This is a genomic window from Bradyrhizobium sp. 62B (genome assembly GCF_030272265.2).
Classification (GTDB): Bacteria; Pseudomonadota; Alphaproteobacteria; order Rhizobiales; family Xanthobacteraceae; genus Bradyrhizobium.
Genome location: NZ_CP092841.2, coordinates 2,306,567 through 2,330,069, shown reverse-complemented (window position 1 = coordinate 2,330,069; position 23,503 = coordinate 2,306,567). Strand labels below are relative to the sequence as shown.

Here is a 23,503-nt window from a genome sequence, read left to right as displayed (position 1 = left end):
AGGATGAGGTCGGAGATTTCTGAGAGAGTGAAGAAGCAAGAAAAATGACGACTGTTTCCCCCGAACGCATCCCCGTCATCGTCGGCATCGGCGAGATCGTCGACCGCCCGAAGGAGATCACCGAAGGCCTCGAGCCGCTCGACCTGCTCGAACAGGCGCTGCGGCGCGCCGAGGCGGATGCCGGTGCAAAGCTGCTCGGCGAGGTGCAGTCGCTCGACGTCGTCAACTTCCTGAGCTGGCGCTATCGCGATCCGGAAAAGCTTTTGGCGCAACGCCTCGGCATTTCGCCAGCGCATTGCTATTACGGCCCGGTCGGCGGCGAGAGCCCGATCCGCTACATCCACGAGGCGGCCAAGCGTATCGCCCGCGGCGAATGCACAGCGGCCGCAATCTGCGGCGCCGAGGCGCAATCGACCGCGACCAAGGCGGAGCGTGCCGGCGCAAAACTGCCATGGACGCCGTTCGCCCATGACGTCGAGGAGCCCAAGCGCGGCGCGGCCTTCCAGAAGCCGCTGGCGGTGAAGCTAGGGGTGTTCCGGCCCGTCACGGTCTATCCATTCTACGAGGCCGCCTCCTCCGCGCATTGGGGCCAGACGCCGCGCGAGGCGATGGCGGAATCGGGCACGCTGTGGTCGCGCTATTCGGAGGCAGCCGCGCAAAATCCCAATGCGTGGCTGACGCGGCGCTATGCGCCGGAGGAGATCACGACGCCGAGCGCGGACAACCGCCTGATCGCGTGGCCCTACAACAAGCTGATGGTCGCCAATCCCAGCGTCAACATGGGCGGCGCACTGCTGCTCACCAGCCTCGCCAAGGCGCGCGCGCTCGGCATCGCGGAGGACAAACTGGTCTATCCGCTCGGCGGCGCCTCGGCGGAAGAGCCGCGCGACTATCTGCTGCGCGACCAGTTCTACGAGAGCCATCCGCAGAACGCGGTGCTCAAAGCGGTGGTGGACCTCGCGGGCGGCGACGGGAAAAAGTTCGACGCGATCGAGCTCTATAGCTGCTTCCCCTGCGTGCCCAAGATGGCACGGCGCACGCTCGGCCTTGGTGCCGACGTGCAGCCGACCGTGACCGGCGGCCTCACCTTCTTCGGCGCACCGCTCAATACCTACATGACGCATGCGGCCTGCGCGATGGTGCGGCGCCTGCGCGACGGCGCCAGGCTCGGTCTGCTCTATGGCCAGGGCGGCTTCGTCACCAAGCATCACGCGCTGGTGGTGGCGAAGGCGCCGCCGCGCGAGGCGCTGGCGCAGGAGACCAGCGTGCAAGCCGAAGCCGACCGCAACAAGCGCGCGGTGCCGGAGTTCGCTAGCGAGGCCTCGGGCCAGGGCAAGGTCGAGAGCTTTACGGTACTCTACGGCCGTGGCGGCGACGTCGAGCATGGCGTGGTGATGCTGCGGACGGCGGATAATCGTCGCACATTGGCGCGGATACCGGCGAGCGATGAAGCGACGCTGGCGCATCTGCTGGATATGGACCGGACGCCGGTGGGATCGCTGGGCGAGATCACGATGGCCGCGGATGGTGTGCCCGAGTGGCGCGTCGCCTAGCTTGTTCTCGTGTCCCGGACGCGGCGCGGCGCGAAGGGCCGCTCCGCAGAGCCGGGACCTAGAAAGCGACATGCTACGGCGCGAAGAGATGGGCCCCGGCTCTGCAGCGCACCACTTGCTGCGCTGCGTCCGGGGAACGGGACTGCCCTACCCCTTCGGCGCCTGCTTCTCCGACGCCGTCGCCGGCTTGCCCCTGGCGCCAACCACGCGCACCGGATCGCCGTCGGAGAGGCCGTCCGGCGGGGCCGTGATGACGCGGTCGTCCGCGGCGATCCCCGAGGCGAGCTCGATCTCGCGGCCGAGGTCGCGGGCGATGGTCACGGGCTTGAACAGCACCTTGTCGTCCGCGCCGACGGTGGCAACGCGCAAGCCGCTGCCGTTGAAGATCAGGGCGCTGGCGGGGATGCTGAGCGGTGCGGAGTCGCGCTGCAGGTTGAGCTTCACGCCGGCATAGCCGCCGGGCATCAGCTCTCCGCTCGAATTGTCGAGCCCGAGCTGCATGCGCGTCGTGCCGGAGGCGACGTCGACGGCCTGCGAGGACGCCTCCACCGTCGCCTGGAAATTCCGGTTCGGATATTCCGGCAGCGCGATGGTCGCCTTGGCGCCGATCTTGATCGCCGGCACGTAATTCTGGGGGACGTTGACGTAGACGCGCAGCTTGGTGATGTCCGAGACCACGAACATCGCCGGACCGGAGCCGCCGCCGGCATTGATCAGGGCGCCGACGTCGGTGTCGCGCGCGGTGACGATGCCGTCGAACGGCGCGGTGATCTTCTTGTAGCCGGCCAGCGCCTCCAGCCGTTCGACATTGGCCTTGCCCGAATTGACGGCGGCGTTCTTGTTGGAGAGGTCGGCAGTGCGCTCGTCGATCTCCTGCGCCGAGACGAAGTTGGAGGCGACCAGCGTCTTGCGCCGGTTCAGCGTTGCCTCCGACAGCCTCGCGCTGGCCTGCTGGCTGGCGAGGTCAGCTCTGGCTTGCAAGAGCTGCTGATCGAGATCGGGCGCCTCGATCTCGGCGATCACCTGCCCCGCCTTGACGCGCGCGCCGATGTCGGCGCTCCAGCTCTTCAGATAACCCGACACGCGGGCGAAGATCGGCGCGCGGTAATAGGCTTCCAGCCGGCCCGGTAGGTCGATGGTGGCGCTCTGCGCCTTGGCGCTCGGCTGTATCACCGCCACGCTCGGAATGGCCTGGTCATCGGTCCATTCCCTCAGCTTGGAGCCCTGCTCCTCGCGGGCACGGATGCCCGTGCCGACGACGAGGCCAGCCGCGATCAGCGCCACCACGCCGAAGATGCCCAGTTTCCGGCGCGACACCGGGGAGCCGGATTCAGTGGGCGACATGCGAGGTCTCCAAAGGGGCGGCGACTTTGGCGCCTTGTTTCTTGTGTACCATACTGAACACCACGGGAACAAACATCAGCGTGGCGAAGGTCGCAAAGATCAGGCCGCCGATCACCGCGCGGCCGAGCGGCGCATTCTGCTCGCCGCCCTCGCCCAGCCCCAGCGCCATCGGCGCCATTCCGATGATCATGGCGAGCGCGGTCATCAGCACCGGGCGGAACCGGACGAAGCCGGCTTCGAGCGCGGCGGCAATGGGATCGCCGAGCGCCTCGTAGCGCTCGCGCGCAAACGAAATCACGAGCACGCTGTTGGCGGTGGCAACGCCCATGCACATGATGGCGCCAGTCAGCGCGGGGACCGACAGCGTGGTCCCGGTCGTGAACAGCATCCAGACGATGCCGGCGAGCGCGGCCGGCAGCGCCGTGATGATCACGAAAGGATCGGACCACGACTGGAAGTTCACGACGATCAGGAAATAGATCAGCACGACGGCACCGAGCAGCCCGAACAACAGGCCGGTGAAGGCGCTGTTCATGGTCTGCACCTGTCCGAGCAGCACCACGGAGGATCCTTTTGGCACCTCTTTGGCCGTATCCGCAATCACCTGGCGGATGTCGGCGGCGACTGCGCCGAGGTCGCGGCCCGAGGTCGTCGCAAAAATCTGCACCATCGACTGGATGTCGTATTGCGAGACCACCGCGCTCGAGGCCGAGCGCCTGATGTCGGCGATGCCGCCGAGGATCGGCGACTGCGCATTGCCGGCCGCGGTGATCGGCAGCGTCTGCAGCGCGCTGAGCGAGTCGATCTGGTATTGCGGCGTCTGCATCACGATCGAATAGGACACGCCGTTGTCGGGATTGAGGTAATAGGTCGGCGCGACCTGTGAGGATCCCGCGAGATTGACCACGAGGCTGTTGGTGACGTCGCGCTCGGTCAGGCCGACATATTGCGCGCGGGTGCGATCGACGTCGATGTTGAAGGTCGGCGCGTTCGGCGATTGCTGGATCCGCGCATCGGCCACGCCCGGGATCCTGCGGACCTTTGCCAGCAGGGTGTTGGCGTAAGCGAAGTTGGCGGCGAGATTGGCGCCGCGAATCTGCAGGTCGATCGGCGCCGGCGCGCCGAAATTCAGGATCTGGCTAACGATGTCGGCGGGCAGGAAGGCGAAGCTGACGCCGGGGAACAGCCGCGGCAATTGCTCACGCAGCACGCGCACATGCTCTTCGGTCGGCTTATGGCCCTCCTTCAGCTTGATCTGGATGTCGCCGTCCTGCGGGCCGATCACGCCGGTGTTGTTGTAGGTCATGTTGATGCCGGAGATCGGCATGCCGATGTTGTCGGTCATGGTCTCGATCTCGCCCGGGATCAGCTTGCGCACCGCCTTCTGCACGTCGGCGAGCTGGTTGGCGTTCTCCTCGACGCGGGTGCCGACCTGGGTGCGGACATGCATCAGGATGTTGCCGGCATCGACCGCGGGAAAGAAGTTGCGCCCCAGGAACGGCACCAGCGCGAAGGACGCGCCGACCACGCAGAGGAAGCCGATCACGAACACCGCACGGTGGGCCAGCGCAAGGCCGAGGAAATCATGGTAGCCGCCGCGGATGCGCTCGAACCGCGCCTCGAACCCGCGCTGGAACCAGACCAGCGGATTGCGCGATTTCGGCGGGGCGCCGTCGTGGTGGACATGCGCCTGCAATAGATAGTTCGCCATGGTCGGCACCAGCGTACGCGACAGGATGAACGACCAGATCATCGCGAACATCACGGCTTCCGCCATCGGCACGAACAGGAAGCGCGCGACGCCGCTGAGGAAGAACATCGGGACGAACACGATGCAGATGCAGAGCAGCGAGACGAAGGCCGGCGTCACGATCTGGTTGGCGCCGTCGAGGATCGACTGCTCGACCGGCTTGCCCTGCTCCAAATGGTAGTTGATGTTCTCGATGGTCACGGTGGCGTCGTCGACGAGGATGCCGACCGCGAGCGCGAGGCCGCCAAGCGTCATGATGTTCAGCGTCTCGCCGATCGCCGACAGCATGATGATGGCGCCCAGCACCGAGAGCGGGATCGAGACCGCGATGATGATGGTCGAACGCCAGCTGCCGAGGAACAACAGGATCATGACGCTGGTCAGCAGCGCCGCGATCACGCCCTCGACCGCGACGCCTTGAATCGCGCCGCGGACGAACACCGACTGGTCGCCGATGAAGCCGATCTTCAGCGCGTCGGGGAGCTGGTCCTTGACGTCGATCACCTTCTGCTTGATGCCGGCGATGATGTCGAGCGTCGAGGTCGCGCCTGCCTTCAGCACCATCATCAGCACCGAGCGGTTGCCGTCGACATGAACGATGTTGGTCTGCGGCGGATTGCCGTCGCGTACGCTCGCAACGTCCCGCACATAGACCATGGCGCCGTTGACGGTCTTGATTGGAAGGTTGCCGAGCTCGTCGATCTTCAGCGGCGAATTGTTGAGCTGGATGTTGTATTCGAACTGGCCGATCTTCTGGGTGCCGACCGGCGTGATCAGGTTTTGCGCGGCCAGCGCGTTGGCGACGTCCTGGCCGGATAGCCCGCGGGCCTGGAGCGCAGTGGGATCGAGATCGATCTGGACCTGGCGCTGCTTGCCGCCGAACGGATAGGGGATCGCCGCGCCGGGCACGGTGACCAGCGGCGTGCGCAGCTGGTTGATGCCGATATCGGCGAGGTTCTGCTCGGTCAGGCCATCGCCCGACAGCGCCACCTGGATGATCGGCACGGTGGAGGCCGAGTAGTTCAGGATCAAGGGTGGCGTCGCGCCTGGCGGCATCTGCTTGAGCAGCGTCTGCGAGATCGCGGTGACCTGCGCATTGGCGGTGCGGATGTCGACGTTGGGCTGGAAGAAGATCTTGATGATGCCAAAGCCGTTGTAGGAGTTGGCGGTGATGTGCTCGATGTCGTTGACGGTCGTCGTCAGCGCGCGCTGGAACGGCGTGGTGATGCGGCCGGACATCTGGTCGGGCGGCAGGCCGGTGTACTGCCAGACCACGCCGATCACGGGAATGCGGATGTCAGGGAAGATGTCGGTCGGCGTCCGCAGCGCCGCCAGCGGTCCGATGATCAGCAGCAGAAGCGCGAGCACGACGAACGTATACGGCCGGTTCAGGGCAATACGGACCAGAGCAATCATGCGCCAGGCAATTCCAGGTCAAATGAGACTGCGGAAGCCGCCCCCACGGCGATCCCCATTTCCCTTTACCGGAGCACCGCCGGAAACGCTAATAGCCAGAACTATCCTGCCTTCACTTCCCTGCTACCGCACTGCAAAATCGACATCACAGCCATGCGGTGGCCCGGCTCAAGCGGCGCGTACCGTATCAAGGAACTTTCCGACCTCGAGCTTGAGGCGATTGGAATCGCGTGACAGCATTTGAGCGGCCGATAGCACCTGAGCCGAAGCCGAACCGGTCTCAGTGGCCCCGTGCTCGACATTCCCGACATTGGCCGACACCTGTTGCGTTCCCTGGGCTGCCTTCTGCACGTTGCGCGCGATCTCCTGAGTGGCCGCGCCCTGCTCTTCGACGGCTGCCGCAATGGCGGAGGCGATCTCTGAAAGGTGCCCGATCGAACCGCCTATCTCCCGGATCGCACCGACGGAGTCCTGAGTGGCCGCCTGCATTCCTGCGATGTGCTGGGAAATCTCGCCGGTGGCTCTGGCTGTCTGCTCGGCAAGGGCCTTCACCTCGGATGCAACCACCGCAAAACCCCGGCCGGCCTCGCCGGCACGCGCGGCCTCGATCGTGGCGTTGAGGGCCAGGAGATTGGTCTGTCCGGCGATCTGGTCGATGAGTTCGATGACGTCGCCAATCCTAGAGGCCGCTCGCGACAACTCGCCGATTTTGTCGTTGGTCCTTCCGGCCTGGCCGACGGCCTCGTTGGCCATGCGAGCCTGGTCCTGTACGCGTCGACTGATCTCGGTGACAGAGGAGGAGAGCTGCTCGGTCGCCGACGCGACCGATTCGACGTTGGAGGAAGCTTCGTCCGACGCCGCTGCGACCACGACTGCCAATTGCTGTGCGCGCTCGGCAGTCGTATTCAGCGTGCCCGCCGAAGCTTCGAGTTCGGTAGATGCCGAGGATACCGTGTCGATAATCTCGCCGACGGCGGTTTCAAATGCGCCAGCGAGCCTGTGCATGTCGGCCCTGCGCTGTTCGGCGGCAATCTTATCCTGCGTGATTTTGGCCTCGGCCTCCAAGCGCGCCTTCTCTTCGGCCTTAACCTTAAAGATTTCGACCGCATGCGCCATGTCGCCGATTTCGTCCTCGCGGCCGAGACCGGGCAGAACGACGGAGAAATTGCCGGCGGCAAGTTCGCCCATCGTGCCCGTCAAAGCCGAGAGCGGACGCACGATCCGCGAAATCGCAACCCAGAAGCTCAGCAATGCGAGCCCGATGCTCGCTAGAAGGATCGCAACGCTGACGATCAGATTCGAGGCACCCGCCTTCGCCTGCTCGGCGGCCTCCATATCGGCCGCTGCGCCGATGGCGTCGGCCAGAGCGAGAATGGAATTGATCGCCGTTGTCGCGCGGGTGACGTAGTCATGGCCGCTAATCTTATAGTCGCCGCCCGGGCCAGCCGCGAGGACCTCCGCCCGCAGCGCTCCGTAGGTCTGGAAGTAGTCTTCCTTCACCAGCTTGATGGCTCGTGCGAGCGCCGTCGGCACGTCGCTGCGGTCGGCGATCGGAGCGACTGTCGCCCAAGCGAGTTCTACGTGGCCGCGGAAGGTCGCGATCCGACCGATCCCATCTGCGGCGAGCTTCGCGCGCGAACTGATCAACCCGCCGAGGAACGCACGTTCGCGGCCGGCGTTCTCGGCCATTTCCGCGGTCAGATGCCGAAGACCGACAAGGCGCGCCATCACTGCCGAAGGCGAATTGGTCAGGGTCTCCAAGGTCAGGCGCGGCTTGCTGGCGGCGATCTCGATCAGGTCGGTGATCGCCGGGGCAAAAGCTTTGACCACCTCGCTGTCCCGTTCCGATCCGGACTTTGCTAGATTTGCATCCACCTTGCGGCGCAGGTCCTCAAAGTTCGTGAATGCCCGCTCCGCTTCCGAGATGCGCTGTTCGACGCCCTTCATGGCCGGAACGTCGCGCAGCCGTTGGACGGCATCGCGGAAGGCTTGGTCGGACGTCGCGCGCACACCGTCGATCTCCGAACGACGATCGGTCGGAATTACCTCTGGCGAGTTCAGGGCTGCATTGGTCATGCCGCGCTCCTTGGCCCATTGCCCGGCGCTGTGCAGCAGTGATTGGGAAATGCCGTTGAGACCGACGAAGGCCGCGGCCTCCTCGCGATCATGGTAGGCGTGAATGGCTGTGTAGCCGGTTGCCGCGATCCCCATCAAGGCAAGCACCGAGATGATGGCCGGCAGGACCCTGCCTATTCTGAGATGCACCGCTTGCTTCCTTCTTCCGAGCGCCACTTCCGATAACGGAATCGGTCGGTCTCACGAGAACTACCCCACGTTCGCAACGTGATGTTGTCTCACGTCAAAGTGCAGTCGTATGGCTCTGGGGCTTCACGGCTTATGCTTATCAAAACGTTGCGCACGCGAATGCACGGCGCAACGCAAATGGAATGTGTCTCTTCACACCGCCATGGTCAGCAACTGCCGACGTCGCTCGTCAGCCGCTCCGAGTCGCTGGACCGCATTTGAGCGGCCGTGAGCGATACAGGTGACCGCGAGGCAAACGCCGGCGATCGGGGCGATCTTCAATTGAATGGAGCAAATGGCAGAAAATGAAGGCAGTCTCACGAGGCCGTCTCCGAAACACTGCAAGGACCAATAGAGCTTTCCGAGTTCGGAACCCATAAAGATTTGGAACCGTACGACCCACGTGAAAAATATGTCAGTGCGTGCAGGCTCTCTCCAAAGGCAAAGAGCGGCGCCGAGGGGCGCCGCTCTTGTGTCATCTGATACCTGACGGAGGGATCAGGCCGCGCGGACGTTGGTCAGGAACTTGCTGACCTCGTTCTTCAATCGGCCGGAGTCGTTGGACAGCATCTGCGCTGCCGACAGCACCTGCGAGGACGCCGTGCCGGTCTCGGTCGCGCCGCGCTGCACGTCGGTGATGTTGGAGGAAACCTGCTGCGTACCCTGTGCGGCCTGCTGCACGTTGCGGGCGATCTCCTGCGTCGCCGCGCCCTGCTCTTCCACCGCGGCCGCGATCGCCGAGGAAATCTCGGAGAGACGCTCGATGGTGGAGGAGATCTCCTTGATGGCGCCGACCGAATCGTTGGTCGCGGCCTGAATGCCGGAGATCTGCTGGCCGATCTCGCCGGTGGCCTTCGCGGTCTGCTCGGCGAGCGCCTTCACCTCGGAGGCCACCACGGCGAAACCGCGACCGGCTTCACCGGCACGCGCGGCTTCGATGGTCGCGTTCAGCGCGAGCAGATTGGTCTGGCCCGCGATGGTGTTGATCAGCTCGACGACGTCGCCGATGCGCGCGGCGGCCTTGGACAGCTCGCTGACGCGCTCGGTGGTGGCGCGCGCCTGGCCGACGGCATCGCCTGCCATCCGCGCCGATTCCTGCACCTGACGGCTGATCTCGCCGACCGACGAGGCCATCTCCTCGGTGGCAGAGGCCACCGACTGCACGTTGGTCGAAGCCTCCTCCGAAGCGCCGGCAACCGTGGTCGCCAGCCGCTGGGAGCGGTCGGCAGTCGAGGTCAGCGTCGAAGCGGAGGCTTCGAGCTGCGTCGAAGCCGACGACACGGTCTGAACGATCTCGCCGATCATGGTTTCGAATTCGCGGGTGATGTTGTCGACGCGGCGGCCGCGCTCGATCTTGGCTTCAGCATCCGCGGCCGCAGCTTCGTCCGCGGCCTTCTTGGCGATCAACGCCTCCTTGAAGATCTGGAGCACGTCGGCCATGGCGCCGATCTCGGTCTTCTCGCCGCGATGCGGGACCTCGGCGGCCAGATCTCCCCGGCCCAGCGCCTGCATCGGCTCGGTGATGGAATTGATGCCGTTCGAGACGTCGCGGACCAGATAGAAGCTGAGGCCGATCCCGATCACCACAGCGGCGCCGAGAATGACCGACACCAGCATGAAGGCGTAGGAATAGTTGTCGGCGGCATCCTGAGCGGCCTGTTCGCCGCCCTTGGTGTTGAGCTCGATGTCCTTGTTCAGGACCTCATCCGCCTGGAGTCCGATCTTGTTGACCGTCTTGGAGTTGAGCTCCTGTGCCTCGCGCGGGATCTTGCCCGCCTCCTTGCGCGACAAGGCCATGACCTCGTCGGTGCCTTTCTTGTAATCGTCCCAGAGTTTTGACCACTGGTTGTAGAGCGCGCGCTCTTCCGGGGAACTGATCATGGCTTCATACTTGCTGCGCGTCTTGGCGAGTGCCTCGGTCACGGTGACAGCAGTCTTCTCCACCACGAGCTTATCTTCCAGGGCTTCGGCCAGCATGTGCTGGCGTACCACGTTGCGGTACGTGATGACCGCGGCCCGCAGGTCGCCGATCACCCTGACGCTCGGCATCCAGTTCGTGGTGATATCGACGGTGCTGGCATTCATCGACCGCATCTTCGACACGGCGAGCAGGCCCATGCCGGTCATCGCGACCAGCAGGAACGCCACGACACTGATGATCTTGGCGCGGATGGAAAGCTTGGCGAACATAATCGGGTCTCGTTGTGGTGGCGCGGCAGCGCGTGCGGAGATTTTATCGAATCAACCAAAAGGAGCAGCGCCGACATCCAACCTCAGAGCACCTGAGCAGACGTTAACTACGGCTCCGTACGAGTACGGAAGCCAGAAAGAAATGAAGGGGCAGCTAAGAATGCCCTGCGCTCAGCGCATGAGCCCAAGCGCGTCGGAGAAGAACGCGGGGCCGCCGAAATTGCCGGATTTCAGGGCAAGCAGCATCTCGCCTGCAGCCGCACCGACCGCGCGCAACACGGGGACCCCCGCCGCGATTTCTACCCCCACGAGAAATCCGGGGATCTTCAACCGATCGACCACTGCGCCGGACGTCTCGCCGCCGGCAACGACGAGGCGCCTGACGCCGGCCTGCACCACCCCTTCGGCGATATCGGCCATGGCCTGTTCGATGGCGTGGCCGGCGGCGTCGCGGCCGTGGCGCGCCTGGACAGCGGTAACGGCCTCCGGCGTCGCGCTCGAAGCAATCAGAACGGGACCTTCCGCCAGAAGTGGCCGGGCCCAGGCGAGCGCGCGCTGCGCTTCGCCTTGGCCTGAGACAATCTGCTCGGGATCGAGGTGCAACACCGGCATGACACGTTCGGCATTGGCGATCTGCTGAAGCGTCGCCTGCGAGCAGCTTCCGGCAAGGCAGGCCGCCGGTCCGCCGACCGCCGCACCGGCGTCGCTGCTCGCATCGGTCGATTTGACCTTGCCCGTCGAGACCAGCGCGCGCGCAAGCCCGAGGCCCATGCCGGAGGCACCGACCGACAAGCGATGTTCGCCGGCCACGAGGCCGATGGTCTCGAGGTCGCGGTCGAACACGGCGTCGATGATCGCAGCGCCGATCCCCTTGCCGGCGAGCTCGGCCAGTCGCGCCCGCACGGCATCGGCGCCGCGCGTGACGGTCGCGAGGTCGACGAGACCGATCTGCGTCCTGCTCTGACGCGCGAGCACGCGCACCAGGTTGGAATCGTGCATCGGGTTGAGCGGATGGTCTTTCAGCGGGCTCTCGTTGAGCGGCACGGCGCCGACGAAGAGGTTGCCCTGGTAGACGGTGCGACCGGTCTCCGGGAAGGCCGGCGTCACCAGCACGATCGCCTCGCCGCACTCGGCGCGGAGCGCGTCCATGACAGGGCCGATATTGCCGGCGTCGGTGGAATCAAAGGTCGAGCAGATCTTGAACAGCACATGGCTTGCGCCACGGCTGCGCAGCCATGTCTCCGCCGCGCGCGAACGCGACACGGCAAGGCCCGCCTCGATCGAGCGGCTCTTCAGCGACACCACGACGGCATCGACCTCGGGCAGTGCCAGATCGTCCGCGGGCACGCCGATGGTCTGCACGGTACGCAGGCCCGCGCGCGTCAGCGTGTTGGCGAGATCGGACGCGCCGGTGTAGTCGTCGGCGATGCAGCCAAGAGCAATGTTCGCTGCAAGTGTCACGGCTTCACTCCAGCGTAGGGCTTGAACCAGGCAAGGCCGTCGGTGGTCTTGCCGCGCGGATTGTACTCGCAGCCGACGAAGCCGGTATAGCCGAGGCGGTCGAGCTCCTCGAACAGGAACGGATAGTTGAGTTCCTCGCCGTCGGGCTCGTTGCGCGAAGGGATGCTGGCGATCTGAATGTGACCGATGATCGGCATCATCTCACGCAACCGCATGGTGACGTCGCCATGGATGATCTGGCAGTGATAGATGTCGAACTGGAGCTTGAGGTTCGCAAGCCTCAGCTCCTGGATCAGGTCGCGCGCGAAGCCGAAATCGTTGAGGAAGTAGCCGGGCACGTTGCGCGTGTTGATCGGCTCGATCACGACGTCGATGCCGTGGGGTGCGAAGAACTCCGCGGCCCATGCCACCGATTTGTAGAAGGCCTCGATCGCGACGCGCTCGCCGCGGTTGGCGATGCCGGCCATCAGGTGCAGGCGCTTCACGCCGGTCGCCTTGGCGTAAGGCAGCGCCGTCTCGAGGCTCGCCTTGAGATCGTTGAACCGCGCCGGCAACGCCGCAAAGCCCTTCTCGCCGGCATTCCAGTCGCCCGGCGGCAGATTGAACAGCGCCTGCGTCAGGCCGTTGCGCTTGAGCCGCTCGCCGACCGCTTCGGCGGGATGATCGTACGGAAAGAGAAACTCGACCGCGGTGAAGCCGGCTGAAGCGGCGGCATCGAAGCGATCGAGGAACGGCACCTCGGTGAACATCATCGAGAGATTGGCGGCAAAACGCGGCATGGGAGTCCTCTTGCTTACTTGTCGCCGGGCAGCTTCACGCCCGTGACCTGCGCATACATCCGCGCCACCGACGCGTCGTCGTCGCGGCCCATGCCGGCGGCTGATGTCATCAGGAACATCTGGAGCGCGGCGGCGGAGACCGGCACGGGGAATCGGGCGCTGCGCGCCATGTCCTGGATGATGCCGAGATCCTTGACGAAGATCTCGACGGCGCTGCGCGGCGTGTAATCGCCGTCCAGCACGTGCGGCATGCGGTTCTCGAACATCCATGAATTGCCGGCGGACGCGGTGATCACCTCGTAGACCTTGCGGATGTCGAGGCCCTGCTTGGCGGCAAACGCCATCGCCTCCGACGCGGCGGCGATATGCACGCCGGCGAGCAGCTGGTTGATCATCTTGAAGGCGGCGCCCTGCCCTGCGGCATCGCCGAGCTCGTAGAGCTTGGCGGCCATGGCATCGAGCGCCGGCCGCGCTTTCGCAAAGGCGGCGGCACTGCCGGAGGCCAGGATCGTCAGCTCGCCTTGCGCAGCACGCTGCGCGCCGCCTGAGATCGGCGCATCGAGATAATGCCGGCCGGTCGCCTCGAGCTGCTTGGCGAGACGTCGCGCCACATCGGGATCCATGGTGGCGGAGGAGACGAACACGCTGCCCTTCGGCATGGTCTCGGCGGCGCCATCCTTGCCGAACAGGATCGTCTCGGTCTGCGCGGCATTGACGACGACACTGACGGCGATATCGGCGCCCTTGGCGGCCTCTGCCGGCGTGCTGGCACCCGCACCGCCATCCTTGACGAAACGCGCCACGGCGTCAGCCGAAACGTCGCAACCGGTGACCGCGTGGCCGGCGCGCTTCAGCGAGGTCGCCATGCCGTACCCCATCGAGCCGAGCCCGATGACGGCTATGCGCTGATTTTGAGACGTGGAGGCGGACATATGCAACTGACCCTTGCGAACGTTTCCTGGACGGCCGGCCTTTGCGGCGGGCTCGACGAACCGATAACACGGCTTGGTCGCGCTGCCAAAGCGTGAGACAAAGGGGCATGACGGCCATGAGGACTGAAAGCAGCAACGAGACCCGGCTGCGCGAGGACATCTGCCGCTTCGGACGGTCCCTGTTCGAGCGCGGGCTGACGCCGGGCTCCTCCGGCAATATCAGCGTCAGGCTGGACGGCGGCGGCTGGCTGGTGACGCCGACCAATGCCTCGCTCGGCTTCCTCGATCCGGCAAAGCTGTCGCGGCTGGACGAAACCGGCCGGCTGCTCTCGGGCGATGCGCCGACCAAGGAAGTTCCGCTGCACACCGCGCTTTACGACACACGCGGCAGCGCGAAGGCGATCGTGCATCTGCACTCCACCCATTCGGTCGCGCTGTCGATGCTGCCCGAGATCGACCCGCGCGCCGCGCTGCCGCCGATGACGGCCTATTATTTGATGAAATGCGGCGCCACCGCGCTCGTGCCGTATTATCGGCCCGGCGATCCCGCTGTCGCGGACGCGATCAAGGGACTGGCGGGAAAATATTCATCCGTGCTGCTCGCCAATCACGGCCCGGTGGTTGCCGGTGACACGCTGGAAGCGGCGGTGTTCGCGACCGAGGAGTTGGAGGAGACCGCGAAGCTGTACCTGCTGCTGCGCGGGATGAACCCGCGGTATCTGTCGCCGGAGCAGGTGGCGGACCTGGTGAAGGTGTTCGGGGTGACGCTGCCGGAGCATGGGCACGGACATTGAACTCGTCCACCACTGTCATTCCCCGCGAGGCGGGGAATCCAGTACGCCGCGGCTTATCCGTATCTCGTTGGCATCTCTGAGCACTGAATCGCCCGCCTTCGCGGGCGATGACAGCGAGTATGTTGCGCGAGCGGGCCTAACACTCTACCGCTACAGCCCCAGATACGCCTTGCGCACATCCGGATTGCCCTTGATCTCCGCGGCCGGGCCCTGCATCAGCACGCGGCCGGTTTGCAGGATGTAGGCGCGGTCGGCGATCTCCAGGCACTCGGCCATGCGCTGCTCGACGATCAGCACGGTCATGCCGGCGTCGCGGATGCGCAGCACCGCCTGGAAGATCTCGTCGACCAGTTTCGGCATGATGCCTTGCGAGGGCTCGTCCAGCATCAGAAGCCGCGGACGGGTCATCAGGGCGCGGCCAATCGCGAGCATCTGCTGCTCGCCGCCGGAGAGCGTTTCGGCGCGCTGATCGAGGCGCTCGGCGAGGCGCGGGAACAGCTGGAAGACGAGATCGAGCGGTCCCTCGCGGTCGGCTTCGCCGCGATAGAGATAGCTGCCGAGGCGCAGATTGTCGCGCACAGACAGGCGCGGAAACAGGCGGCGGTTCTCCGGCACATAGGCGATGCCGGCCGCCGTGATGTGATGCTGCGCCATGCCGTTGAGCGGCCTGCCGTCGAAGGTCACGTTGCCCGAGCGCGGACGCTCGGCACCGGCGATGGATTTCAGCAGCGTCGACTTGCCCGCGCCGTTGGCGCCGGCGACGCAGACGATCTCGCCCTTCTGGACTTCGATCGAGACCGCGGAGATCGCGACCAGACCCTGATAGGCGGTCGTGACTTCACGCACCGACAGCATGACGATCTCCCAGATATGCCTTGATCACCTTGGGATCGCGGACGACATCGTTTGGCTTGCCCTCGACCAGCACCTTGCCGAGGTCGAGCACGATGGCGCGGTCGACCAGCGGCATCACGATCTCCATGACGTGCTCGACCATCAGCACGGTGATGCCGGCATCGCGCACCTTGCGCACCAGCGCGACGCCGGTCTGCGCCTCGGTCGGGGTAAGGCCAGTGAGGACTTCGTCGAGCAGCAGCAGCTTCGGCTCGGTCGCGAGCGCACGGGCGACTTCGAGGCGGCGCTTCTCGGCCGGCACGAGGTCGCTCGCCAGCACGTCGGCGCGCGCGGCAAGGCCGGTGAACTCCAGCACCTCGTGCGCCTTGCGGCGCGCTTCGCGCATCACGGTGTTGCGGACGAGCGCACCGACGATGACGTTGTCGATGACCGTCATGGTCTCGAAGCTCTTGACCACCTGGAAGGTGCGCCCGACGCCGCGCTGGCAGCGCTGGGCCGCCGGCATGCGGGTGACGTCCTCGCCATCGAACAGGATCGAGCCTTGCGTCGGCGGCAGCACGCCCGCGATGAGATTGAACAGCGTCGACTTGCCGGCGCCGTTGGGGCCGATCAGGCCGACGATCTCACCGCGGCCGACGGAGATCGAAACGTCGCTGTTGGCGACGAGGCCGCCGAAGCGTTGCCAGACCCCGCGGGTTTCGAGAAGCGGCGTCATCGTGCGGCTCCCGTCTTCTTCGGGCGTGAAAACAGGCTCAGCAGGCCTCGTGGCAGGGCCAGCGAGATCAGGACGATCAGCGTGCCGTAGACGATGAGGTCGACACCGCGCCCCGAGCCGCCGAACTTGAAGCGCGTCAGCTCCGTCAGCGGGATCAGAATGGCGGCCCCTAACACCGGTCCCCACAGGGTGCCGATGCCGCCGAGCACGGCGGGCAGCGCCATCAGCAGCGAGAACTGGAAGCCCATGACGCTCTCAGGGTCGATGTAGGAGACGAACTGCGCGTAGAAGCTGCCGCCGACGGCGACCAGGAAGGCGGAGACCGCGGCCGCACCCATCTTGGAGTTGAACACGTCGACACCGAGGCTCTCGGCCGCGTCCGGATTGTCCTTCACCGCGCGCCACCAGAAGCCCCATTTGGAGTCTTCCAGCCACCAGGTGACGAACCAGGCGAGGCAGCACAGCGCCAGCGCGAAATAAAAGTAAGGCAGCTTGGTGCGCAGGAACTGGAATTTCAGCCAGCTGTCGCCCCGGATCGGAATGGTGATGCCCATCGCGGCGCCCGCCCATTCCCAATTGTGGAACAGCAGCAGGCCGATCTCGGCGATGACGATGGTGGCGATCACGAAGTAATGGCCACGCAGGCGGAAGAAGGGATAACCGAGCCCCATCGCGATCAGCGCCGACACCACGCCGCCGGCCAGCATGCCGAACCAGGGCAGCACGCCGAACTTGGTGAACAGCAGCTCGGTGGTGTAGGCCCCGAGGCCGAAATACAGCGCGTGGCCGAGCGAGATCTGCCCGCAATAGCCGGACAGGATGTTCCAGCTCTGCGACAGCCCCGCATACATTAGCGTCAGGATCAGGATGTTCTGAACGACGACGTCCTTCACGAACAAGGGCGCCGCTGCGGCAATCGCGGCGAGCACCGCGGCGATGATGAGGTCGCGGCGGCGCCGCGCTGCAAATTCCTTGTCCATCAGATCGATCCGAACAGGCCGCGCGGCCGGATGAAGACGACCAGCAGATAAACCGCGTAGATGCCGACCGATTTCAGCGACGGCGGGAGCACCAGGGCGGTGGTGGCTTCGACGAGGCCGACGATGATGCCACCGGCGAAGGCGCCGAACACGCTGCCGAAGCCGCCGAGCGCCACCGTGACGTAGGCGATCAGGGCAAAGGACGCGCCGACGTCGGGATAGATGTAGAAGAAGCTCGCCATGATCGCGCCGGCGAGGCCGACCAGCGCGGCGCCAAGGCCCCAGCCGAACGCGAACACGCGGTTCTTGTCGATGCCGACGAGCGCGACTGCACCGGGATCTTCGCGGGTGGCTTCCAGCGCACGGCCGAAATCAGTACGGTGGATGAAGAAATAGAGACCGGCGAAGGCGAGAATCGAGACCAGCGCGCCGACCAGCTGCGGCTCCGGCAGGAAGATGCCGGCAATCGAGATGGTCTTTCCGCCGAGCCAGGACTGCGGAATACTGCGATAGTCCGGCGTGAAGAAGAACTGCGCGAGGCCGCGCATGACGATGGCAAGGCCGAAGGTGGTGAAGATCTGCACCATGCCGGCGTTGGCCTTGGCCCGCATGGCGAAGCGTACAATCAAGAGATAGATCACCGCCCCGAACACGAAGAGTGCCGCGGCGACCAATGGCGCCGACAGCAAGGGGTCGATGGCGAAGAACGCGAACAGGAAGAAGGACAGGTACATCGCGATCATCAGGAACTCGCCATGGGCGAAGTTCGTGACGTCCATCAGGCCGAAGATCAGCGCGAGGCCGACCGCGATCAGTCCGTAGAGCAGGCCCATGAGCAGGCCGCTCGCGAGACTCTGGATAATGGCTTGGGCTGTCAAAAGTCTGTCCCCCGAAATAGATCCTCATCCTGAGGAGCGCGCACAAGCGCGCGTCTCGAAGGATGGCCCAGCCCCCGTCCTTCGAGACGCGGGCTACGCCCGCTCCTCAGGATGAGGGCGGGAGCTACGTCTGAGCTCCCGCTTTCCCAATCTTACTTCATCGGCCAGATCGCCTCGGCGATCGCGGCCTGCGGCGGGAAGATGGTGACGAACTTGCCGCCGACATATTGCAGCAGCACCGGATCGGCGTCGTTGTTCTGGCCCATCTCGTCGAACTTGACCCGCTTCCAGGGCATGATGGTCTGCTCGCCCGGGATGTCGGTCGCCGCCAGCGCATCGCGGATTTTCTCGCCGTCGGTCGACTTGGCGCGGCTGATGGCGTCGGCGAGGATGATCAGGCCCATGAACTGGCGCGAGGTCAGGTCGTTGAAGTCCTTGCCCGAGCGCGTCTTGAACATCTCGTTGATCTTGCCGACCATCGGGCGCTTCTGCGCGAGGTCGAGCGAGAAGGTGCCGCGCGAAATCACGCCTTCGAGCTTGTCGCCGACGGCGTCATAGAGCGCCTTCTCGGAGAAGCCGGCATCCTGCGCCACGATCGCGTTCGGCTTGTAGCCGAGCTCGGCCATGGTCTTGACCAGGAGGATGCCGTCGGTGGTGTAGCTCGAAGGCATCAGCACGTCGGCGTTCGCAGACTTGAGCTGCTGCACCTCGGCCGAGAGCGAGGGCGAGTTGGCGCGATACTTGATGTCGGTGACGATCTTGTAGCCGCGCTCGCCGGCGATCTTGGTCTGGGCGTTGCCGGAATCGGTGCCGAAGATGGTGTCCTCGTGAAACAGCGAGAGCGTCTCGATCTTGGTGCCCTTCTTCTTCATGGCGTCGAAGAAGTCGAACATGGCGGCCGAGTACATCTCGTCATGCGGCGCGGCGCGGAAATAGTACTTCAGGCCGCGGCGATGCAGGCTCGGCGAGGAATTGTCGGCGGACACGAACGGGACCTGATAGCGCTCGCAGATCTGGCTGACGGTGACGGCGACGGCGCTCTGATAGGTGCCGATGATGGCGCAGACCTTCTCCTGCGTGATCAGGCGCTCGGCCTCGGCGCGGCCCTTCTGCGGATCGGCCTGGTGATCGGCGAAGACGAGGCGGATCTTCGCGCCGCCGAGGCCCGGCAAGCCCTCGCCCTTGGCCAGCGGCAGATCGAAATCGGTGTTCTTGTTGATGACTTCGAGCGCGGTCTCATAGGCCTTCTGCGCGTCGACGCCCTGCTGTGCGCTGCCGCCGGAGAACGGATAGATCACACCGATCACGACTTCCGAGGTCTGCGCGCGCGCTGCCAGCGGCACGAGAGCGGCAGTGGCGGTGGCTCCCAACAACACGTCGCGGCGAGTGATCGTCATGGCAAAGTCCCCTGTACTGAATTTCGGTTGATCGAATGAAGCGATTGATGGATGCGGTAAAGCCCGAAGAAGCAGCAAACGCTGCCCACTAAATCACGGCCATGGTCCTGTTCTTGAGATCCGTCACCAGCATCAGGCCGGGCGAATGCGTGATCGCGAACGGAAGCTTCGCGGCGTTGATGACCGATTGCGGCGTCACGCCGCAGGCCCAGAACACCGGGATCTCGTCCTCGGCGACCGGCACGGGATCGCCGTAATCGGGCTTGGCGATATCCTTGATGCCGATCAGATGCGGATGGCCGAGATGCACGGGCGCGCCGTGCACGGCGGGATAGCGCGAGGTGATCTGCACCGCTCGGATCGCGTCCGCCGGCTTGAACGGCCGCATCGACACCACCATGGGGCCGGCGAACGGACCGGCCTCGCCGCAGGCGATGTTGGTGCGGTACATCGGCACGCGCACGTTCTCTTCGATGTGGCGGATCGGCATGCCCTCGTCGAGCAACGCCTCTTCGAACGAGAACGAGCAGCCGAGCACGAAGGTGACGAGATCATCGCGCCAATGCTTGGTCACGTCGGTCGGCTCGTCGACGACTTCGCCGTCGCGCCAGACGCGGTAGCGCGGCACGTCGGTGCGAATGTCGAGATCGGCGCCGAGCGCGGGAATGTGGGGGCTGCCGACATCGGACATGCCGATGATCGGGCACGGTTTCGGATTGAGCTGGCAGAAGCGATGGAAGGCGCCGGCGTATTCCGCCGGCAGGATCGCCAGATTGCCCTGGACGAAGCCCGGAGCGACGCCGGCGGTGGAAGCGACCAGTCCCTGACGATAGGCAAGCCGCGCCTTGCGGCTCGGGAGCGTGTCGGGCGTTTCAGTTTGCTGCGCTGCCACCAAAACAGTCATGAGATCGACCTGCCTATAAACTCGACAAGGACAAGCCAACACCAAGCGTGCTATAAAGTCTAATCGTCGTTTCTAATCAATCTCGATAAATCTGATTTATCGATTGGGAAAATCCTTCCAATGCTGGACTTCAGGTCGATCGAGACGTTCCTCTGGGTTGTGAAGCTCGGCAGCTTCCGGGGCGCCGCCCAGCGGCTCAACACGACCCAGCCGGCGATCTCCCAGCGCATCGCCCAGCTCGAGCGCGAGATGGGCGTGAAGCTGCTCAACCGCGATCATCGCGTGGCCTCCCCGACGCCGAGCGGCCGCCAGATGATGGTCTATGCGGAGAAGCTGATCGGCCTGCGCGCCCAGATGATGGCGGAGATCGGCGATCGGTCGGCGATGCGCGGCGTGATGCGGCTCGGCGTCGCCGAGACCATCGTGCACACTTGGCTGCCGCGCCTCGTGAAGAGCGTGAACCAGGTCTATCCGAACCTGTCGCTGGAGATCGAAGTCGACATCACGCCAAACCTCACCGCGCGCCTGCTCGCGCAGGAGATCGAGCTTGCGTTCGTCGTCGGGCCGCTGTCCGCCTCCGGCGTGCACAACCGCGTGCTCGCCGATTATCCGATCGGCTTTCTCGCAAGCCCCTCGCTCGGCCTCGGCAAGGGCCCGGTGACGCCGGCGGATCTCGCGCGATTTCCGATCATCACCTTCCCGCGCAAGACCAAGCCTTACGAGGTCGTGCGCGAGGTGTTCGACCGGCCGGACCTGCCGCCGATCCGCCTGCACGCGTCGGCTTCACTGGCCACCGTCATCCACATGGCGGTCGAGGGGCTCGGCGTTGCCGTGATCCCCGACGCCATCGTCGAGAACGAGCTTGCCGACGGGCGGCTGCAGCTGCTCGACACCGATCTTGCCATCGCGCCGCTGACCTTCACCGCGAGCTGGCTTGCCTCGCCCGACGTCGTCGCCGTAGAGCGCGTCGCCGAGCTTGCACGGCAAATTGCGCAGAGCAGCCTCGCGGTTGACGCGCCCGCGCTGGCGGGTCATTGAAAAAGGCGCCGGACAATCGAGAGACCGAACGCATGAGCCGAGCCGTCACCAATTTGCAAATCGATTCCGCCCGCCTCTGGGGCTCCATCCACGAGACCGCGCAATTCGGCGCGACGGCCAAAGGCGGCGTGCGGCGGCTGACACTGAGTGCCGAAGACAAGCAGGTACGCGACTGGTTCCGCAAAGCCTGCGAGGAAGCCGGGCTCGAGGTGCACACCGATGCGCTCGGCTCACAATTCGGCCTGCGCAAGGGACGCGACATGTCGAAGCCGCCCGTCGGCATCGGCTCGCATCTCGACACCCAGCCGACCGGCGGCAAGTATGACGGCATCCTGGGCACGCTCGGCGCGCTCGAAGTCATCCGCACGCTGAACGATGCCGGCATCGAGACCGAGGCGCCGATCTGCGTCGTCAACTGGACGAACGAGGAAGGCTCGCGCTTCGCGCCGGCGATGATGGCCTCCGCAGCCTATGTCGGCGACTTCACCACCGACGACATTTTGTCGCGCAAGGATATCGACGGCACGACCGTCGGCCAGGCGCTCGACAGCATCGGCTATCGCGGCGACAAGCCGGTGGGCTTCCAGAAGCTCGGCTGCTTCGTCGAATTGCACATCGAGCAGGGCCCGATCCTGGAGGCCGAAGGCAAGACCATCGGCGTGGTCGATTCCGGCCAGGGCGTCTTGTGGTATGACGGCAAGATTTCCGGCTTCGAGAGCCATGCCGGCTCGACCCCGATGCCGCTGCGACGCGATGCGCTGGCGACGCTGTCGGAGATCGTGCTGGCGATGGAGGCGATTGCGAGGAAGCACGGGCCCAAGGCGGTCGGCACCATCGGCGAGGCCGTGATCGCCAATCCCTCGCGCAACGTCATTCCCGGCGAGATCGCCTTCACCGTGGATTGCCGCAGCGCGGATGGCGCGATCATGGACGCGCTCGACCGCGATCTGCGCGCGGCGATTGCCGAAATCTCCGCGCGTCGCAAGGTCGAGGTGAAGCTCGATCTGGTCTGGCGCAAGCCCCCGACGCATTTCGATCCCAAGCTCATTGCAGCGGTCGAGAGCGCGGCGAATACGCTCGGTTACTCCTCGCGCCGTATCACCTCGGGCGCCGGCCACGACGCGTGCAACCTCAACACCAAAATGCCGGCGGCGATGGTGTTCGTGCCCTGCAAGGACGGGATCAGCCACAACGAGCTGGAAGACGCCACGCAGGGCGATTGCGCCGCGGGAACCAACGTCCTCATGCATACCGTGCTGGCAATCGCCGGCGTCGCGTCCTGACCGGAGAGAGCCATGCGCGGAGTTTTCGTCGACGCCAACGAAGCCCTCGCCGTGATCATGGAGCGGCTGGAAAAGCCCGGTGATCCCAAGGTGCGGATCCACCGGAATCCCGACATCAAGCCGGAGCAATATCCGGAAGTTCTCGACGGCGCCGAGATCGCGATCGTCGACCACACCGCACTGCCGACCGAGGTCGCCAAGAAGTGCACAGGGCTCAAGCACGTCGTGTTCCTCGGAACCGGCGCACGCAGCTACATGAATCCGGAGGAACTCGCCGAGCTCGGCATCTCCGTGCATCTGATCAAGGGCTATGGCGACACCGCGGTCGCCGAATCCGCGATCGCGCTGATGTGGGCGTCGGCCCGGGTCATCGCGAAGATGGATCGCGAGATGCGCGTCGGCAATTGGCTGCGCGAGGACGGCATGCAGCTCACGGGCAAAACGCTCGGACTGATCGGCTTTGGCGGCATCGCAGCTGAAGTGGCGCGCATTGCGTCCGGCAGCGGCATGAAGGTGATCGCCTGGAACCGCTCGCCGAAGAGCAATCCGGGCGTCGAGTTCACCGATCTCGACACCTTGCTGGCGCGCAGCGACGTGGTGTCGCTGCATCTGCTGCTCAACGACGAGACGCGCGGCATGATCACGCGCGAGAAGATCGCTCAAATGAAACCGGGCGTCATCTTCGTCAACACCGCGCGCGCCGCGATCGTCGACGAAGCCGCCATGATCGACGCGCTGAAGTCCGGCCACATCCGCCATGCCGGCCTCGATGTCTTCAACACCGAGCCCCTGCCCGGCGATCATCCGCTGACGAAGATTCCAAACGTGACGCTGTCGGCACATTCGGCATTCCGGACGCCGGAGGCCAGCGAGAACCTGATTGGCGCGGCGTGGGAGCACTGCCGCCGGATCGTGAAGGGATAAGAGCAA

Annotated in this window: 18 protein-coding genes; 5 read left to right on the top strand and 13 right to left on the bottom strand. The window is 65.1% G+C overall.

Translation table 11 applies throughout. The annotated features are described in order from the left end of the window. Positions 1–44 precede the first annotated feature (44 nt). Complete coding sequence (locus tag ML401_RS11015) at positions 45–1,553, top strand: acetyl-CoA acetyltransferase (protein WP_285811948.1); 1,509 nt, start codon at positions 45–47, stop codon at positions 1,551–1,553. 147 nt (positions 1,554–1,700) lie between these two features. On the opposite strand, the gene ML401_RS11010 is transcribed toward ML401_RS11015, so the two are convergent. From ML401_RS11010 to ltnD, 7 genes are all read right to left on the bottom strand, one after another. Next, positions 1,701–2,897, bottom strand: a complete 1,197-nt coding sequence (locus tag ML401_RS11010) for an efflux RND transporter periplasmic adaptor subunit (RefSeq protein ID WP_285811947.1) — start codon at positions 2,895–2,897, stop codon at positions 1,701–1,703. Continuing rightward, positions 2,884–6,063, bottom strand: coding sequence for an efflux RND transporter permease subunit (locus ML401_RS11005; protein ID WP_285811946.1), 3,180 nt, complete (start codon positions 6,061–6,063; stop codon positions 2,884–2,886). Before ML401_RS11005 ends, ML401_RS11010 begins: the two co-directional genes overlap by 14 nt. A 168-nt stretch (positions 6,064–6,231) precedes the next feature. Beyond that, positions 6,232–8,328, bottom strand: coding sequence for a methyl-accepting chemotaxis protein (locus ML401_RS11000; RefSeq protein ID WP_285811945.1), 2,097 nt, complete (start codon positions 8,326–8,328; stop codon positions 6,232–6,234). A gap of 537 nt (positions 8,329–8,865) precedes the next feature. Then, a complete protein-coding gene (locus ML401_RS10995) occupies positions 8,866–10,557 on the bottom strand; it encodes a methyl-accepting chemotaxis protein (RefSeq protein ID WP_285811944.1) in 1,692 nt (563 codons plus the stop codon). Between the two features lie 171 nt (positions 10,558–10,728). Beyond that, on the bottom strand, positions 10,729–12,018 hold the full coding sequence (gene otnK / locus ML401_RS10990; protein ID WP_285811943.1) for a 3-oxo-tetronate kinase: 1,290 nt from the start codon (positions 12,016–12,018) through the stop codon (positions 10,729–10,731). Continuing rightward, positions 12,015–12,797: a 2-oxo-tetronate isomerase gene (otnI, locus tag ML401_RS10985; RefSeq protein WP_211417757.1), complete on the bottom strand. Its 783-nt coding sequence runs from the start codon at positions 12,795–12,797 to the stop codon at positions 12,015–12,017. The genes otnK and otnI overlap by 4 nt, the downstream gene beginning before the upstream one ends. A 14-nt stretch (positions 12,798–12,811) precedes the next feature. Next, the gene (gene ltnD, locus ML401_RS10980; protein WP_376717354.1) at positions 12,812–13,729 is read right to left on the bottom strand and encodes an L-threonate dehydrogenase; all 918 of its coding nucleotides are present in this window, start codon (positions 13,727–13,729) and stop codon (positions 12,812–12,814) included. 107 nt (positions 13,730–13,836) lie between these two features. Here ltnD and ML401_RS10975 point away from each other — a divergent pair, with 107 nt between their 5' ends. Beyond that, positions 13,837–14,523 (top strand): aldolase, encoded by a 687-nt coding sequence (locus ML401_RS10975; protein ID WP_212065290.1) that lies wholly within the window; start codon positions 13,837–13,839, stop codon positions 14,521–14,523. A 150-nt stretch (positions 14,524–14,673) separates the two neighbouring features. Here ML401_RS10975 and ML401_RS10970 read toward each other — a convergent pair whose 3' ends face one another. The 6 genes from ML401_RS10970 to ML401_RS10945 form a co-directional block, all read right to left on the bottom strand. Continuing rightward, positions 14,674–15,378 carry an ABC transporter ATP-binding protein gene (locus tag ML401_RS10970; RefSeq protein ID WP_194407019.1) on the bottom strand — a complete coding sequence of 235 codons (705 nt, stop codon included), beginning with the start codon at positions 15,376–15,378 and terminating at the stop codon, positions 14,674–14,676. Beyond that, complete coding sequence (locus tag ML401_RS10965; protein WP_194407018.1) at positions 15,362–16,093, bottom strand: ABC transporter ATP-binding protein; 732 nt, start codon at positions 16,091–16,093, stop codon at positions 15,362–15,364. Before ML401_RS10965 ends, ML401_RS10970 begins: the two co-directional genes overlap by 17 nt. Continuing rightward, a complete protein-coding gene (locus tag ML401_RS10960) occupies positions 16,090–17,073 on the bottom strand; it encodes a branched-chain amino acid ABC transporter permease (RefSeq protein WP_194407017.1) in 984 nt (327 codons plus the stop codon). Before ML401_RS10960 ends, ML401_RS10965 begins: the two co-directional genes overlap by 4 nt. After that, complete coding sequence (locus ML401_RS10955; RefSeq protein ID WP_246776496.1) at positions 17,073–17,906, bottom strand: branched-chain amino acid ABC transporter permease; 834 nt, start codon at positions 17,904–17,906, stop codon at positions 17,073–17,075. Before ML401_RS10955 ends, ML401_RS10960 begins: the two co-directional genes overlap by 1 nt. Before the next feature lie 197 nt (positions 17,907–18,103). Continuing rightward, positions 18,104–19,348 (bottom strand): ABC transporter substrate-binding protein, encoded by a 1,245-nt coding sequence (locus ML401_RS10950; RefSeq protein ID WP_285811941.1) that lies wholly within the window; start codon positions 19,346–19,348, stop codon positions 18,104–18,106. An 88-nt stretch (positions 19,349–19,436) separates the two neighbouring features. Beyond that, the gene (locus ML401_RS10945; RefSeq protein ID WP_285811940.1) at positions 19,437–20,252 is read right to left on the bottom strand and encodes a putative hydro-lyase; all 816 of its coding nucleotides are present in this window, start codon (positions 20,250–20,252) and stop codon (positions 19,437–19,439) included. A 120-nt stretch (positions 20,253–20,372) separates the two neighbouring features. Here ML401_RS10945 and ML401_RS10940 point away from each other — a divergent pair, with 120 nt between their 5' ends. Genes ML401_RS10940 through ML401_RS10930 form a run of 3 tightly spaced genes read left to right on the top strand, consistent with a single transcriptional unit; the run spans position 20,373 to position 23,497 of the window. Next, entirely contained in the window at positions 20,373–21,290 is a 918-nt protein-coding gene (locus ML401_RS10940) for a LysR family transcriptional regulator (protein ID WP_194407013.1), read from the top strand. A gap of 32 nt (positions 21,291–21,322) precedes the next feature. After that, complete coding sequence (locus ML401_RS10935) at positions 21,323–22,573, top strand: Zn-dependent hydrolase (protein WP_285811939.1); 1,251 nt, start codon at positions 21,323–21,325, stop codon at positions 22,571–22,573. Positions 22,574–22,585: 12 nt separating this feature from the next. Further along, entirely contained in the window at positions 22,586–23,497 is a 912-nt protein-coding gene (locus ML401_RS10930; protein WP_211417765.1) for an NAD(P)-dependent oxidoreductase, read from the top strand. Positions 23,498–23,503: the final 6 nt, after the last annotated feature.